This window comes from Dyella sp. OK004 (assembly GCF_900114495.1).
Lineage (GTDB): Bacteria > Pseudomonadota > Gammaproteobacteria > Xanthomonadales > Rhodanobacteraceae > Dyella_D.
The window spans coordinates 57,739-72,956 of record NZ_FOZI01000001.1; the positions used below are offsets into that span (position 1 = coordinate 57,739).

The window sequence follows — 15,218 nt, forward strand, 5'->3', positions numbered from 1 at the left end:
TGATTCTGCCGGGCGGGGGTGGTAACGGAAAGTTATGCGCCCAACGGGCACTTCCCGGCCACCATGCCGGGCGGCCAGGCGCTAGCCGAAAGCGGAAACTTGCTGCCAGCCGTTGAGGGGCGCTACATAGGCGCCTGACACCAAGCCTGAAGCCTGCTCGTCCACCCACTCACGAGACACGCCCATGTCAAAACTTCGCGTCCAGAGCTTTTCGGTTTCCCTCGACGGCTACGGCGCCGGACCCAACCAGGACCTGGAGCATCCGCTCGGTGTTGGCGGTCCGGAGTTGATGGAGTGGTTCTTCCACACACGCCTGTGGCGCAACATGCAAGGCGAAGAAGGCGGCGAAACCGGCATCGACAACGAGATGGCCGAACGGGGCTTTGCCAACATCGGCGCCTGGATTCTCGGCCGCAACATGTTCGGCCCGGTGCGCGGCCCGTGGCCGGACGACAGCTGGAAAGGCTGGTGGGGCGACGAGCCGCCCTATCACACGCCAGTCTTCGTGCTGACCAACTACCCACGCGCACCGCTCACCATGGCGGGAGGCACGCAGTTCCATTTCGTCACCGAAGGCATTCACGCCGCCCTGGAGCAAGCAACCGCCGCCGCGGGCGGCCGCGACATTCGCATTGGCGGCGGTGCCGCCACGGTCCGGCAGTACCTGCGCGCCGGCTTGATCGATGAGCTGCATCTCGCCATTCGCCCTATCTTGCTCGGTGCTGGCGAATCGCTATGGAGCGGTCTCGATCTGCGCGCCCTGGGCTACGAGTGCTCACGGCATGTCGCTGGCGAGCGGGCGATGCATATGTTTCTGACCAAACGTGGATAACGCCCTCCCGCATAGCTGACCGCATCCGAGCATGCTCATCCGCCCCGCCGAACCCGACGACGCCATGGACGTGGCACGCGTGCATGTGCGCGCCTGGCAAGTCGGCTACCGGGATCTGCTGCCCGACGACTACCTCGCCCGGATGCGCCCGGAAGAACGTGCCCGGCGATATACCTTCGGCAACGACACGCCGCAGCAGCCAAGGACGATGGTCGCCATAGACGCCGGTGCGATCCGCGGATTCGCCACCATCGCCCCTGCCCGCGACATAAATGAGTCGAACGCAGGAGAACTGTGTGCGCTCTATGTCGACCCTGACTGGTGGGGCCATGGTGTCGGTGCAGTGCTGATATCTGCTGCGCGAGTCCGGCTGCTCGACTCGGGCTTCAAGCAAGCGTTGCTATGGGTATTGAAGGGCAATGCCCGTGCGGAACGTTTCTACCGCAACGACCACTGGATACCTGACGGCATCTGCCGCACCGCATCGGTATGGGGCCTTACCGTCGACGAGGTCTGCTACCGGCGTGGCCTGGACAGCGAGTGATCCCCCTCAACCCTGCCCCTTCACCCGCACATCCGTCGCTATCCAGTTCATCTCCCAGGTCTTGCCGCCGTCATCGGAGAACGCCTGCTCGAAGCGGTAGGTATCCGGCCCCATCGGGGAAATCACAAAACGCACCAGGATGAAGCGGTCGTTGAACGTTTCCTGGTCGATGAACTCGCCGCGCCCGTTCTTGAATTCACCGATGGTGGGCACACCCAGGGTGCCGCCGCGACTGCTGGCAACATTGAGGCTCCATTGATGCGACTGCGGGTTGTATAGCCGCAGCGAAAGCAGTTCGAGATGTCCCGCCGGACCATCGGCTTCCAGCTCCAGCAGATTGGCGCGGCCATCCCACACCTTGCGCGCTACCGACGTGCCGTCATAACTGGCCCATTCGTTGGAGCCACTCAAGGGATGCACACGTCGCTCGACATGAGTTTTCCAGGTGCCAATCTCAAAATCGAAATCGTGCTGCCCATCGGGCCGAGACGCCCTGGCCGGATCTGCGGCGCCCTTGCCTGCCTCCGCAAACACCAGGCTGAAGCAGAACACCAGACTGAGCACAAAGAACGCGCCGATCAAACGCATCTGCCGATAACTCGCCATGGCTTCCCTCTCTGATACATGGAACAGAAACGTCAGGCGGTACGCGTATAGCGCATCACCCAATTGGTCTCCCAGGTTTTGCCGCCGTCGGGAGACAGGGCCTGCTCCCATTGGCAGGTATTCGCATCGATCGGCGAAAACATGCCGCGCAACTTCACCGGCCTGCCATCGTTGGTGTCGTCGGAGAAGAAGCTGCCCACGCCATGGGCGAAGCCGCCGATACCCGGCGTATCGATGTGGAGCGGATCGCGCGACGACAGATACCAGTCAGCCCAACGATCGGTCTTGGCGTCATAGGCACGCAGCCCCATGCCGCCGGAGGTGGTGCCGTCCGCACGCGTGGCGATGCTTTCGTTGAGATTGACGATGCCACCCAGCAGCGACCAACACCGACTGGTGCCCTCGAACTCCTCCCAGTCATTGCTGCCAACCAGCCATTGCCTGAGCCGGCGATGGTGAACGCGCCAATTGCCGAGGAAGAAATCAAAATCGTGCGCCGGGCCAGAACCACTCGTCGCCGGTTTCATCCTGGTCCCGGGCATGCCGGCGTGGGCGTTGTCCAACAGCATCAGGGCGGGGACAGCAGCGAGCGACCATTGCATGAGACGACGGCGAGCGAGGTTATCGATCCGCATGGAGCACCGGGGACGGTGGGGAGGTGGGCCGACGTTGCGCTCAATCTGCTGGGGCGGGAAGAGCCATTTTGATGGTGGGGAGTAGGCCAATTGGGTGTGAGGGAGGCGCTGACGCGCGATGGCGCCTCTACTTCGTCACGACGGCATGGAAGATGGCTTTAACACCAGCCAGCGACTCCCTTCATCTCCCTCTCCCCTCTGGGGAGAGGGTTGGGGTGAGGGGTGGGTGCTCGCGATGACCTCTCTACTTCGTCACCCCGGCGTAGGCCGGGGTCCAGTGTCTTGTCGCTCGGTTGTCGCGTCTGCGTGCTCTGGCTCGCCTGCCGCGGGCTTTCGAACCGCTGCCGCGGTCTGAGTCACTTTCTCTTTGCTGGCCCACGCACCCGCAGGAGCGGGTGCGAACAGCGCAGCTGGCCCGAAGGGCGGAGGGCACGGATGCCCGGAGTCAAGAAAAGTAACCAAAGAGAAATGACCTGAGAGCAGGCGGTGTGCTTTGTAGCTACGCATCTTCCAGTGTCAGACGTCGGGATATCTCTCTTCAGGCCAGCGCTTACCACCGCACAGGGGGTCGGACATCAAGTGCATCAGGCTTCACCCTTGCTCCTGCGCACCAGTAGGATGCGTTTTACTAGTCTCCACCACACGGACTTCAAGGAGCTTCCATGTCTACGCGAATCAAGGTTTTGATAGCCGGACTACTGATGATCTGCTCTGCCCTGACGTGCACGCTCGCAAGCGCGGCGGAGGCACCCAAGCGTGCGGCGAAACCCGTCGTAGTCACCGAGGCAAACGACCGACAAGAAGTGACGCTCGATGCGGGGCAACTATTCTGCGTCCGGCTCCCACAGAATCCATCGACCGGCATGTCGTGGTCGATGAATCAGGTTTCCGCAGACATTCTCAAGCCGCTAGGCGAACCCACCGACCGCATCGATGACAAAGGAAAAGCGATACCCGGCCAGCCCGGCACCACACAATGGGCTTTCGTCGCCACCGGAGCGGGTACGCACGACGTGCAACAAACCCTGCGCTTCGAGTACCGGCAGTGGTGGTCCAAGGATTTTGATGCGCCGGGGAAAGTGGTGTTCTATCACGTAGTAGTCCACGCGAAACAAGTCAAAACCTCAAATCCAGAAACACCAAAAGCAACCTGCGACGCAAGCTAAGCTCCAAGGGTGCGGGCAACGCCCGCACCGCTGTTGCTGTTGCTCTTATCGCTCTTGATCTCCGAGCCCCTATGCAGTGGTGAGGGCTGAGCGATCAGGCCAAGAAGAAAATCATCCCGACGCCTGACACTGGAAAAGACACAGCTACAAAGCACATCGCCTGCTCTCAGGCCATTTCTCTTTGGTTACTTTCTCTTTGGGCCAGCAAAGAGAAAGTGACTCGGACCGCGGCAGCGGTTCGAAAGCCCGCGGCAGGCGAGCCCGGTCGCGATAACGCAACAACCGAAGCTCACCACTACTGGATCCCTGCCTGCGCAGGGATGACGAACTAGAGACGGTGAACCGAGCACCCGCCCCTCACCCCAACCCTCTCCCCCGAGGGGAGAGGGAGTAAGGCTACGTGCGCGCCGCGCCCATCCCCTCCCGCGCCGCATGCAAACTCCGCAACAACTCCGCCTCCCCCCGCGACAACCCACAATGCTCCACCAGCTGATCCGCCCCCGCGCCCTCACTCACCAAGCGCCGCGCCACGTCATAGCTGGACGACACCGCCGCCACCTCGCGCACCCGCGACCGCTCCTGCACCGGCGCAATGGGCTTCGCTTCCAACGTGCGCTGCACCCGCGACAACACCGCTACCAGCATCGACGTCGGCACATCAGTCTGCGCCGACGCTTCACACAGCACACGCAGCCGCTTCATCTCCGCACGCACCTGCCACAACATCACGCCCTGCCCCATCACCAGCAACGCCAGCGCAACTAAAACCAGCTCAAGCCACATGATCGAGCTCCTCCGGCAAACGGCACATGCGACGCACATCCAGCAGCGCGACGAAGCCACCCTGCCACGGCACCACCGCTTCCACCGGATCGTCGTTACGCACCGTACGTCCCGGCGGCGGCGCCAGGGTCTGCTCGCCAACATCCAGCAAGTCACCGACGGCATCCACACGCAGCCCCACCAGGTTTCCTCCGTGGGAGAGCACCACAATGCGTGCGCGCGCATCATCGACACCTGCCTGGCGCGCCAACCCAAGACGCAGGCAACCATCAAGCACCGGCACGATACGCCCGCGCAGATGACGGATACCGAGTAGATCGCCGGCGGCGCCGGGCACGGGAGTGACCTCACCGTCGCGAATCACTTCGCTGACTTTGGTCAGCGGCGCGGCATAAGCCTGGCCGGCGAGATGAAAGATCAGCCAGCCCCGCTCAGCGGGTGTCATGGCAAGAGGATCCTGATTCATGCGGCCACTCAGTATGAAAAGGAATCAGCCGGCGCCATGCGGCGCATCAGCTACAGGTGTCGTTCGCAACGGTTCGAGCTTGGCCGACACCGGCAGCGTGCCTGGCGGCAAGGAAGGCGCGACGGGAACTTCGTTCTGTGGTGTCGATGCAGGTGCCGGTGCGGGCGCACTTTCCGCCAGCTGGCCCGCATGCTGCGCATCGCTGGAGAACCTCGCCGGCACGTTCTGGTCGCTGAGCACCACCACCAACACGCGGCGGTTGCGGTTGCGCCCTTCCTGGCTGACGTTGTCGGCGGCGGGCTTGTATTCGCCCCAGCCGATGATGCCGAGGCGATTCGGATCCACACCGTGTTCGGAGAACAGGCGCGCCACGGTGGCGGCGCGCGCGGCGGATAGCTCCCAGTTGGAAGGAAACACCGCGGTGTTGATTGGCATGTCGTCGGTGTAACCCTCAACGCGTAGCGGATTGGGGAACGGCGCGAGGATGCCGGCGATGTTGCGCAGAGTGACATCGGCCGGCTCGGAAAGCCGCGCCACACCACTCGGAAACAGGATGTCGGTACGAATTTCGATTTCCAGCCAGCTCTGCGTGCGGCGCACTACGACCAGGCTCTTGTCGATCAACGGCTGCAGGGCCTTCTCTACCTGATCCTGGATACGTTGCAGGTTTTCCTGCCCGGTTTCGCGGCTGACCAGCGAGCCCGAAGTCATTTGCGGCTGCAGCGAGCGCGTGGCCAGCGGCGGCGCCAGGCGCGGGGCGATCGAAGGCGGCGTGGTGGAGCTGGAGCGTTTGGCCGGCACTGGCGCCACCGGCGTGGCGTTATTGCTGTGCACTGGCTGGATCTGTTTGTTGTTGCCGTTGAAGGCTTCGATGATGGATTCCGACATCACGCGGTACTTGCCTTCGTTCACCACCGACACCGCGTACATCACCACGAAGAACGCCAGCAACAAGGTCATCAGGTCGGCATAGGGGATCGCCCATGCTTCGTGATTGACGTGATCTTCGTGCTTCTTGCGTTTCATGCCAGGTAGCCCTGCAGGCGGCTTTCGATCTGGCGTGGGTTGTCGCCGCGCGCGATCGAGACCAGGCCTTCGATCAGGATTTCGCGCATCTGTCCCTGCTTGTGGACCATGCCTTTCAGGCGCGAGGCCATCGGCAGCATCAGCAGGTTGGCCAGCGCCACGCCGTAGATGGTGGCGACGAAAGCCGCCGCGATGCCGTGGCCGAGCTTGCTGGGATCGGCCAGGTTCTGCATCACCGCCATCAGGCCCATCACCGCGCCGATGATGCCCATGGTGGGCGAATAGATGCCGGCCTGCTCGAACACTTTGGCGCCAGCCAGGTCCACGTGCTCGCGCGTTTCCTGTTCCACTTCGAGCACACTGCGGATCGCTTCCGGCTCGCTGCCGTCGACCAGCAACTGCAGGCCTTTGCGCACGAAACCGTCCTGCTCCGAATCGATCTGCGGCTCCAGGCCGAGCAGGCCCTGGCGGCGCGAGATCTCGCTCCAGCCGATCACGCGGCTGATCAAATCGTCGGGCTGATGGCGTGGCGGCTTGTAGACCATCGGCAGCATGCTAATCGCATGCTTGAGCACCTTGCCCTGCGTCTGTACCAGCAGCGCCGCAATGGTGCCCATGAACACGATCACGAAGGCAGCCGGGTTCCACAGGGCTTCGATGCTCGAACCCTTGAGAATGGTGCCGACGATGATGACCACGAAGGCCAGGATCGTTCCAATGAGACTCACCAGATCCATGTCAGACCAACGCTCCTGAAGAAGAATGCTTCACTGAAGATGGCGCCGGGTTCGTCAGCAACAGGCCATCGTCGCCAGCCAGTCCCGCCAGATCCAGCACCAGGGCCAGGCGCCCATCGCCGGTCACGGTGGCGCCGGCCACACCGGGCACGCCCGCGAACAGCGGACCCAGCGGCTTGACCATCACGTCTTCGCGACCCAGCACCGCATGCACCAGACAGCCGATGCGTTGATGGCCGATATGCAGCACCACCACATGCCGGCCCGAACTGCCGGCCGCACCGCTCCACGCCGAGAGATCGCCCAGCGGCAAGGCGCGGTCGCGATGCGAGGCGACCAGGCAACCGTCGAGCAGACGGTCCTGACCCAACGCGAGTTCAAACACTTCGTCCACATTGCTCAACGGCATCGCGAACAAACGTTCACCCACGCGCACCATCAGCACGCGCAGGATCGCCAGCGTCAGCGGCACGGTGAGTTCAAGCTCGCTGCCCTGCCCCAGCCTGGAGCGCACCTGCAAGGTGCCGCCCAGTTCGGCCACGCGCGTCTTCACTACATCCATGCCGACGCCGCGGCCGGAGATGTCGGAGACGGTGCTGGCCGTGCTGAAGCCGGGACGGAAAATCAATTCAAGGCATTCGGTCTCGCTCAAGCGCGATGCCTGCGCTTGATCGATCACGCCCTTCTCCACCGCCTTGCGGCGAAGGATCTCTGGATTCATGCCGCGACCGTCATCGGAAACCACGATCACGATGCGCTCGCCGCGCTGGCTCGCTACAAGGCGCACGCGCCCCTTGCGCGGCTTGCCAGCGCGCTCGCGCTCGTCCGGCGTTTCCAGGCCGTGGTCGACCGCATTGCGCAACAGATGCACCAGCGGATCGGCCAGCGATTCGACCAGGCTGCGGTCGAGGTCGGTGTCCTCGCCTTCCTGCACCAGCTCGATTTCTTTGCCGAGCTGACGCGCGAGATCGCGCACGATGCGCGGAAAGCGCTGGAACAAGCGCCCCACCGGCTGCATGCGCATGCCGAGCACGGCGCCCTGCAATTCATCGGCGACGCGATCCAAATCGCCGGTCGCGACGTTCAATGGCTCGTCGCCGCTGCTAGCGGCGAGACTCATCAGGCGATTGCGCACCAGCACCAGTTCGCCGGCGCGGTTGACCAGCGCATCCAGACGCGTGGTGTCGACGCGCACGGTGGCTTCGGGTGCAGGCGCGCTCTTTACTACCGCCTTCTGCGCAGTCGGTGCAGGCGCAGTGGCAGGCGATGCAGTTTGTCCTGGCACGCCGCCCTGGCCATGCAGGCTGTCCAGCAAGGCCTCGAATTCGCTGTCGTCGATGCTGTTCGACGATACCGGCGCGGCACCCGGCGACACGCCTTTGCCGTGCAGATTGTCCAGCAGCGCCTCGAACTCATCGTCGCCGATGCTTCCCGACGACGACGGTGCCGGCGCTGCGCCCGGCGAACCGCCCTTGCCGTACAGGCTGTCCAGCAAGGCTTCGAATTCGCTGTCGTCGATGACACCGCCACCTTCCGTGTCGGCTTGCGGTTCCGGCTTTGGCGGCGGTGCGGGAGCTGCCGCGCGGTGTACCGCGGGCTGCAAACGTTTCAATAGCTGGGCAGGCGCCGCCGGCAATTCGCTGGATGAAGCCAGCGCCGCCATCATCTCGTTGAGCAGGTCGAGCGCTTCCAGCAGCGCGTCCATCTGCGCCGAGTCGAGCACGAAGGCGCCGTTGCGCGCCTCGTTGAGCAGATCTTCGGCGTGATGGCACAGCTGCACCATCGGATCGACGCCGAGAAAACCAGCGCCGCCCTTGACGGTATGGAAGGCGCGGAATACGGCATTGAGCAGCTCCGCATCACGCGGCGACGCTTCCAGATCGACCAGTTGTTCGCCCAGGCGCTGCACCAACTCCCCGGCCTCGACCAGGAAGTCATCGCGCAGCTCGCTGTCCAACGTGGGGTCCATGCGCGTCCCGCTCAGAAACCGAATTCGCTGAGCAGGCGGTCGGCCTCATCCTGGCTCGACACCTTGGCCGCGGCCACCGGCGCTTCGCCGCCGGCCAGCGCGCCGGTGAGGCGTACCAGTTCGAGCAGGGAGGATTCGACGCTGCCGATAAACGTGGCGACTTTCTTGATGCGCTGGCCGGACAGATCCTGCCAGGACTGCGCCATCACCATGTCCGAAAGGCCTTCGCGGCATTGCATGGCGAAGTCGCGCGCCTGATGCGCCAGCACTGCGGCTGGCTGGCCAGGCTCGCTCCACTCCAGCACTTCGCCGGCATTGCTTTCCAGCGTTTCCGCCTGCGGACGCATGCGTTCGGCGAAATCGATGCTGCGATGCGCGGCTTTGGCGCTCATCTCCAGCACGTCGTGCAGATTCTGGCGCGCGTCGGCCACGCTGTCAGGCACGCCCTCCTGCGCCAGCTCGCCACCGAGACGGCGCACGGCGACATGCAGATCGCGCGCAAGCAGGCCCAGCGCGCGGAACAGATGCTGCTCCCGCTGACGCACCATGCTGTCCAGCGCTTGCTCGAAAGCCGGGCCGTCGGAGCTGTGCAGCAGCTGTTGCAGTTCGGGCGGCAGGCCGCTGCTCAACGGGGACATCATCACGGCGCTCATGCGCTAGCTCCTTGTGCGGCGAGCCGCTCGAAAATCTTGTCCAGCTTTTCCTTCAGCGTCGCCGCGGTGAAAGGCTTGACGATGTAACCGTTCACGCCCGCCTGCGCGGCGGCGATGATCTGGTCGCGGTTGTTCTCGGCGGTGACCATCAACACCGGCAGACCCTTTAGGGCCGGCTCGGCGCGGATCGCGCGCAGCAAGTCGATGCCGGTCATGTTCGGCATGTTCCAGTCGGTAACGACCATGTCGAACGGCATCTTCTTGAGCATGTCGATCGCATTCACACCGTCGTCGGCTTCCTGGATCAGCGGGTTGCTGAAACCGAGCTCGACCAGCAGGTTGCGCACGATGCGCCGCATGGTGGAGAAGTCGTCGACCACCAGGATTTTCATGTTCTTGTCCAAGGAAACGTCTCCGGTAACGCCTTGTTGCTGTTTGATGCTTGGAGTGGGAGAAGCAAAGCAAACGAGTGATAAGAAGAACTGTGCGAGAGATCGGGTCAGGCACCTCTCACTCGTTTCTCATGCTTCTTCGCCTCTTTCTCGTTCTCTCCGCGCCACCCTGTCATGCGCGCCTTCAACCGGATCAACGCCTGCCCGTGGATCTGGCACACGCGCGATTCAGTCACACCGAGCACGGCGCCGATCTCTTTCAAGTTCAACTCCTGCTCGTAGTACAGCGACATCACCAACTGTTCGCGCTCGGGCAGGCCGCCGATCGCGTCGACCAGGGCGTGGCGCATGCCCTCCTGTTCGATGCGGTCCTGCGGACCCAGCCCTTCCTGGTCGGCCACGTCGAGCGCGGCACCATCGTCGTCGTCCTCCGGTGCGGAGAGACTCAACAGGCGCGCGCTGGCGGCGTCCGCCAGGATCTGGTGGTACTCCTGCGCGCTGATGCCCATGCGCCGGATGACTTCGGCGTCGGCGGCATCGGCGCCGGTTTCGTTCTCGATCTGCCGCACCACTTCGGTCACTTCGCGCAACTTGCGATGCACCGAGCGAGGCGTCCAATCGGTCTTGCGCAACTCGTCGAGCATCGCGCCGCGAATGCGGATGCCCGCATACGTCTCGAAGCTCGCCAGCCGATCGGTGGCGTAATTCTTTGCCGCCTCCAGCAAACCGATCATGCCGGCCTGCACCAGGTCATCCACATCCACGCTCGGCGGCAGCCTGCCCATCAGGTGATAGGCAATACGGCGCACCAGCGGTGCATGCCGGCGCACCATCTCCTCCGTGCTTTCGCGTTGCAGTTGCAGGTATTCGGAAGCCACGCTCATCTCACCACCCCTCACCTATACGATCGGGTGCCGATGCAGCCCGACCGCCAAAGAAGGCGATCCGGTCGCGGCCCGATCTCTGGGGTTCCCCCCATGTATCGACCACACCCACCATTTGCTTGAATCCCCGCGACGCGCGGCTGGCCGGCCACAGATCGACCACAGCGCTCTGGCGCCGGATGGCCTGCCGCAAATGTTCGTCGTAGGGCACCGTGCCCATGAAATCGAGCGCCACATCAAGGAAGCGGTCGCACACGCGGGCCAGCTTGTCGTAAAGCTGTCGCGCCTCGCCGGCATGGCGCACCATGTTCGCCACCACGTGGAAGCGACGCACACGGAAGTCGCGGCTGAGCACCTTGGTCAGCGCGTAGGCATCCGTGAGCGAAGCCGGCTCGTCGCACACCACCAACACCACATCGTCGGCGGCGGCGGCAAACATCACCACGTTGTCGGTAACGCCCGCCGCGGTATCCACCAGCAGATACTCCGGCGGATCGGGCAATTCATCGAAGGCGCGGATCACCGCCGCATGCTCGCGCGTGTCGAGCTGTGCCAGGCGGCGCGCGCCGGAACCGGCGGGAATCACTTTCAAACCGTGCGGCGCCGGCAACATCAGTTCTTTCAGGCTGCAGGTGCCGTCGAGCAAATGGCCGATATGCCGCGCCGGACTCAAGCCAAGCATCACATCGAGATTGGCGAGGCCCATGTCGGCATCGAGCAGCATCGTGTCGTGCCCGGCCATGGACAACGCCATGCCGAGGTTCACCGCCACCGTGGATTTACCCACACCGCCCTTGCCGCCCGCGATGGTGATGGCACGGCAGCGACGCGGCCGGGCGACGGGCATATCGCCCGACGCCGGCTTCACCGCTGGAGCTTCCGCTCCCGGCAGCGAGGTCAGCGCCGAGAACATGTTCTTCAAGCCCCAGGCCTGATTCATCGCAAACGAGTTCATCGCTATGGTGCTCATCAAGCGTTCGCCAGGGCGAGACCGAAACGCTCGGCCATGTGGCTGTCATCGATCGCCGGGGCGTTGCCCTTCAGCACCTGCGCGGCACGGCACACCAGCACACGCGCGTCGGCGGCGGTGATGTCTTCCGGCACGCGCTGGCCGTCGGTGGTGTAGTCCAGCGGCAGGCGGTGGCGGATCAGCACCGACAGCGCACCGCCGAGGCTCGGCGCCTCGTCCAGCTTGGTCAGGATGCAGGCCTGCGGCTGCTGCGGCAGATACGCGCGCACCATGTCGTCGATGGCCTGCGCCTGTGCATTCGCGGCCAGCACCAGGCAAGTGCGTACTTCGCCGGCACTGCGCAGCAGTTCCATTTGTTGTTGCAGGCGTGGATCGCTGCCGGCGACGCCGGCCGTATCCACCAGCACCACGCGGCGGCCGCGCAGCACTTCCAATACTTCGCGCAGGCTTTCGGCATCGTGTGCGGGGAACACACGCACGCCGAGCAGGCGGCCGTAATGCTCCAGCTGCGCGGCGGCGCCGATGCGATAGTTGTCGGTGCTGACCAGGGCCACCTGCGAGGCGCCATGACGCAACACCGCGCGCGCGGCGAGCTTGGCGATGGTGGTGGTCTTGCCCACACCGGTCGGGCCGACCAGCGCGGTAACCCCGCCGTGTGCGGCGATGTCATGACCGGTGATGCTCAAGCTGCGGCTGAGTACGCCCAGCGGCAGGTAGCGCGCCTGATCAGCACTGAGCTGGTCAGGCAATTCCTCGGCCAGCTTGCGCGCCACGTCGGTATCGATGCCGAGCCGCGCCATATCGCGCAGCACACGGCCGCGCAGCGGATGGCGGCGTTGCATATCGTTCCAGGCCAGGCTGGCCATCTGCGATTCCAACAACTCGCGCAGGCTGCCGAGCTCGGCGCGCATGCGCGCGGTATCCAGCGCGGCCTGCTCGATCACCGGATGCAATGCGGGCGGTTCGGCAACCGGTGCCTCGGCTGTTGCACGCGGTGCGGCAGCGGCTGCTTTCGGCACGGCGGCAACCCGCGGCGCCACGCGCTTCTCCGACGTCGGCAGCGGTTCGCCGGACCGCACAGCCTCCCGCACCAACGCCTCGTCGTAATCGACCGCCGCGATGATTTCCACGCCATCGTCGAGCCGGCGCGTGGAAAGGATCACCGCATCCGGCCCCTGCTCTTCGCGTACTTCGCGCATCGCCTGGCGCATGTCTGGCGCTACGAACCGCTTGATCTTCATCGCTCAGTTCAACCCCTGTCTGCCGCGCGGGCTTAACGCCCCAGCGCCTGCACCAATCGCACCCGACGGTTGTCGGGCACTTCGTTGTAGGCCAGTACGTGCAGGTTCTGTGCCACGTGGCGAGTGAAGCGCGCGAGCCATGTGCGCAGCTGCGGCGCGACCAGCAACACGGCCGGTTCGCCGCTCATTTCCTGGCGGCGCGCGGCGTCGGCCACGCTGGATTGCAGGCGGTCGGCGAGCCCCGGTTCCACCGCTGCGCCCGCCACACCGCCGTTTCCGAGCGAGGTGAGCAGGATCTGCTCCAGGTCCGGCGCCAGCGTGATGACCGGGATCTCGGTGCCCAGCCCGGCGATCTCCTGCACGATCTGGCGGCCCAGTGCGACGCGTACGGCGGCGGTAAGCGCGCCGGGATCCTGACTCTGGCCCGCGTGTTCCGCCAAGGATTCGACGATGCTGCGCATATTGCGGATCGGCACCCTCTCGGCCAGCAGGTTCTGCAGCACCTTGACCACCACGCCCAGCGACATGCGCTTGGGCACCAGGTCCTCCACCAGCTTCGGCGCGACGCCGGCCAGGCGATCCAGCAACTGCTGCACGTCCTGATGGCTGAGCAATTCGTGCGCGTGGCCCTGCAGGATGTGCGAGAGATGCGTGGCCACTACCGTCGCCGGATCGACCACGGTGTAGCCCAGCGCCTGCGCGTTCTCACGCTGGCCGCTCTCGATCCACACCGCTTCCAGCCCAAACGCCGGGTCCTGCGTGGCGATGCCCTGCAGCGGTCCGTGCACACGGCCGGGATTGATCGCCAGCAAGCGCTCGTTGTGTACCTCGGCCTCGCCCATTGGCACGCCCATCAAGGTGATGCGATAGGCGTTCGGGCCCAGATCCAGGTTGTCGCGGATATGCACCGCCGGCACCAGAAAGCCCAGCTCTTGCGACAGCTTGCGGCGCACCGACTTGATGCGGCCCATCAGCTCGCCGCCCTGGTTTTTGTCCACCAGCGGGATCAGGCGATAACCCACTTCCAGCCCGACCGGATCGACACCGGCTACGTCTTCCCAACCCAGCTCCACCCGCTCCGCCGGCGGCGTCGCGGGCGCCGGTTCGGCGGCCTCTTCCGCCAGCTTGGCGCGCGTGTCGCGCTCGCGCTTGATCATCATCCATGCCGCGCCACCACAGGCCGCACCCAGCAGCAGGAAAGCAATGTTCGGCATGCCGGGCACCAGGCCCATCACACCTAGCACCACGCCCGCCACCGCCAGCGCTTTCGGCTGCGCGAACACCTGCGCCACCAGCTGCTGGCCCATGTCTTGCGAACGCGTGGCGCGGGTGACGATCACTGCAGTGGCGATCGACAGCATCAGCGCCGGCACCTGCGCGACCAGGCCGTCGCCGATGGTGAGCAAGGTATAGGTCTTGGCCGCGTCGCCGGCCGACAGGCCGTGCTGCATTACACCGACGAAAAAACCGCCAACGATATTGATCAACAGAATCAGGATGCCAGCCGTGGCGTCGCCGCGCACGAACTTGGAGGCACCATCCATCGAACCGTAGAAGTCCGCTTCCTCGCGCACTTCCTGGCGCCGCTCGCGCGCCTGCTCCTGCGTGAGCAGGCCGGCATTGAGGTCGGCGTCGATCGCCATCTGCTTGCCGGGCATCGCATCCAGGGTGAAGCGTGCGGTCACTTCCGACACGCGCGTGGCGCCCTTGGTCACCACTACAAAGTTGATGATGGTGAGGATGGCAAACACCACCAGGCCCACCGCAAAGTTGCCGCCGATCACGAACTCGCCGAAGGCTTCGATCACCTTGCCCGCCGCGCCGGGACCGTTATGTCCATGCAGCAGCACCACGCGGGTGGAAGCGATATTCAGCGCCAGGCGCAGCAAGGTCGCCATCAGCACCACGGTGGGAAACGCCGCGAACTCCAGCGGTCGCATCACATAGACCACCGCCAGCAGGATCACCAGCGACAGCGCGATGTTGAAGCTGAAAAGCATGTCCAGCAGGAACGGCGGCAGCGGCAACATCATCATCGCCAGCATCGCCAGCATGATCACCGGCGCACCAGCACCACGGCGGCTTACCTGTTTGAACGTGTCGAATACGCTTGCGACGGCCATGCGTCAGTGACCTTCTGAAGGAAACAGGCTCCCTCCCCTGCTCGCAGGGAAGGGTTGGGGAAGGGTGAGTACTTGAGAAAGCGCGGCGGGCAAGGTGATCGCAAGAGCGTCACCCCCTCCCAGCCTCCCCCTGCAAGCAGGGGGAGGAGCTAGAGCACGCGATAACCCGCTCCCTCCCCTGCTTGCAGGGG

16 protein-coding genes are annotated in these 15,218 nt (G+C 64.5%); 3 read left to right on the plus strand and 13 right to left on the minus strand.

Translation table 11 applies throughout. The features are described from left to right. Window positions 1-184 precede the first annotated feature (184 nt). Window positions 185-832: a dihydrofolate reductase family protein gene (locus BM338_RS00325; protein WP_090448804.1), complete on the plus strand. Its 648-nt coding sequence runs from the start codon at window positions 185-187 to the stop codon at window positions 830-832. A 31-nt stretch (window positions 833-863) separates the two neighbouring features. Further along, entirely contained in the window at window positions 864-1,376 is a 513-nt protein-coding gene (locus tag BM338_RS00330; protein WP_090448805.1) for a GNAT family N-acetyltransferase, read from the plus strand. 6 nt (window positions 1,377-1,382) lie between these two features. Here the strand turns inward: BM338_RS00330 and BM338_RS00335 are convergent, their stop codons facing one another. Both BM338_RS00335 and BM338_RS00340 read right to left on the minus strand, forming a co-directional pair. Next, on the minus strand, window positions 1,383-1,982 hold the full coding sequence (locus BM338_RS00335) for a hypothetical protein (protein ID WP_255367139.1): 600 nt from the start codon (window positions 1,980-1,982) through the stop codon (window positions 1,383-1,385). Window positions 1,983-2,014: 32 nt separating this feature from the next. Further along, the gene (locus BM338_RS00340) at window positions 2,015-2,509 is read right to left on the minus strand and encodes a hypothetical protein (RefSeq protein WP_218156277.1); all 495 of its coding nucleotides are present in this window, start codon (window positions 2,507-2,509) and stop codon (window positions 2,015-2,017) included. A 770-nt stretch (window positions 2,510-3,279) separates the two neighbouring features. On the opposite strand from BM338_RS00340, the gene BM338_RS00345 reads away from it, so the two are divergent. Next, window positions 3,280-3,783, plus strand: a complete 504-nt coding sequence (locus tag BM338_RS00345) for a protease inhibitor I42 family protein (RefSeq protein WP_090448807.1) — start codon at window positions 3,280-3,282, stop codon at window positions 3,781-3,783. 396 nt (window positions 3,784-4,179) lie between these two features. Here the strand turns inward: BM338_RS00345 and BM338_RS00350 are convergent, their stop codons facing one another. The 11 genes from BM338_RS00350 to flhA form a co-directional block, all read right to left on the minus strand. After that, window positions 4,180-4,566 carry a DUF2802 domain-containing protein gene (locus tag BM338_RS00350; RefSeq protein ID WP_177229186.1) on the minus strand — a complete coding sequence of 129 codons (387 nt, stop codon included), beginning with the start codon at window positions 4,564-4,566 and terminating at the stop codon, window positions 4,180-4,182. Continuing rightward, window positions 4,556-5,032, minus strand: coding sequence for a chemotaxis protein CheW (locus BM338_RS00355; RefSeq protein WP_090448809.1), 477 nt, complete (start codon window positions 5,030-5,032; stop codon window positions 4,556-4,558). Before BM338_RS00355 ends, BM338_RS00350 begins: the two co-directional genes overlap by 11 nt. A gap of 24 nt (window positions 5,033-5,056) precedes the next feature. Continuing rightward, entirely contained in the window at window positions 5,057-6,058 is a 1,002-nt protein-coding gene (gene motD / locus BM338_RS00360) for a flagellar motor protein MotD (protein ID WP_090448810.1), read from the minus strand. Continuing rightward, the gene (locus BM338_RS00365) at window positions 6,055-6,795 is read right to left on the minus strand and encodes a flagellar motor protein (RefSeq protein WP_090448811.1); all 741 of its coding nucleotides are present in this window, start codon (window positions 6,793-6,795) and stop codon (window positions 6,055-6,057) included. Before BM338_RS00365 ends, motD begins: the two co-directional genes overlap by 4 nt. A gap of 1 nt (window position 6,796) precedes the next feature. Beyond that, window positions 6,797-8,764 (minus strand): chemotaxis protein CheA, encoded by a 1,968-nt coding sequence (locus BM338_RS00370; protein ID WP_090448812.1) that lies wholly within the window; start codon window positions 8,762-8,764, stop codon window positions 6,797-6,799. A gap of 11 nt (window positions 8,765-8,775) precedes the next feature. Next, entirely contained in the window at window positions 8,776-9,417 is a 642-nt protein-coding gene (locus BM338_RS00375; RefSeq protein WP_090448813.1) for a protein phosphatase CheZ, read from the minus strand. Next, complete coding sequence (gene cheY / locus BM338_RS00380) at window positions 9,414-9,821, minus strand: chemotaxis response regulator CheY (RefSeq protein WP_090448814.1); 408 nt, start codon at window positions 9,819-9,821, stop codon at window positions 9,414-9,416. Before cheY ends, BM338_RS00375 begins: the two co-directional genes overlap by 4 nt. A 95-nt stretch (window positions 9,822-9,916) precedes the next feature. Then, the gene (locus BM338_RS00385; protein WP_090448815.1) at window positions 9,917-10,693 is read right to left on the minus strand and encodes an RNA polymerase sigma factor FliA; all 777 of its coding nucleotides are present in this window, start codon (window positions 10,691-10,693) and stop codon (window positions 9,917-9,919) included. Window position 10,694: 1 nt separating this feature from the next. After that, window positions 10,695-11,663, minus strand: coding sequence for a MinD/ParA family protein (locus BM338_RS00390; protein ID WP_343124148.1), 969 nt, complete (start codon window positions 11,661-11,663; stop codon window positions 10,695-10,697). Continuing rightward, window positions 11,663-12,904 carry a flagellar biosynthesis GTPase FlhF gene (gene flhF / locus BM338_RS00395; protein WP_090448816.1) on the minus strand — a complete coding sequence of 414 codons (1,242 nt, stop codon included), beginning with the start codon at window positions 12,902-12,904 and terminating at the stop codon, window positions 11,663-11,665. Before flhF ends, BM338_RS00390 begins: the two co-directional genes overlap by 1 nt. A 32-nt stretch (window positions 12,905-12,936) precedes the next feature. Further along, window positions 12,937-15,027, minus strand: coding sequence for a flagellar biosynthesis protein FlhA (gene flhA / locus BM338_RS00400; RefSeq protein ID WP_090448817.1), 2,091 nt, complete (start codon window positions 15,025-15,027; stop codon window positions 12,937-12,939). Window positions 15,028-15,218 lie beyond the last annotated feature (191 nt).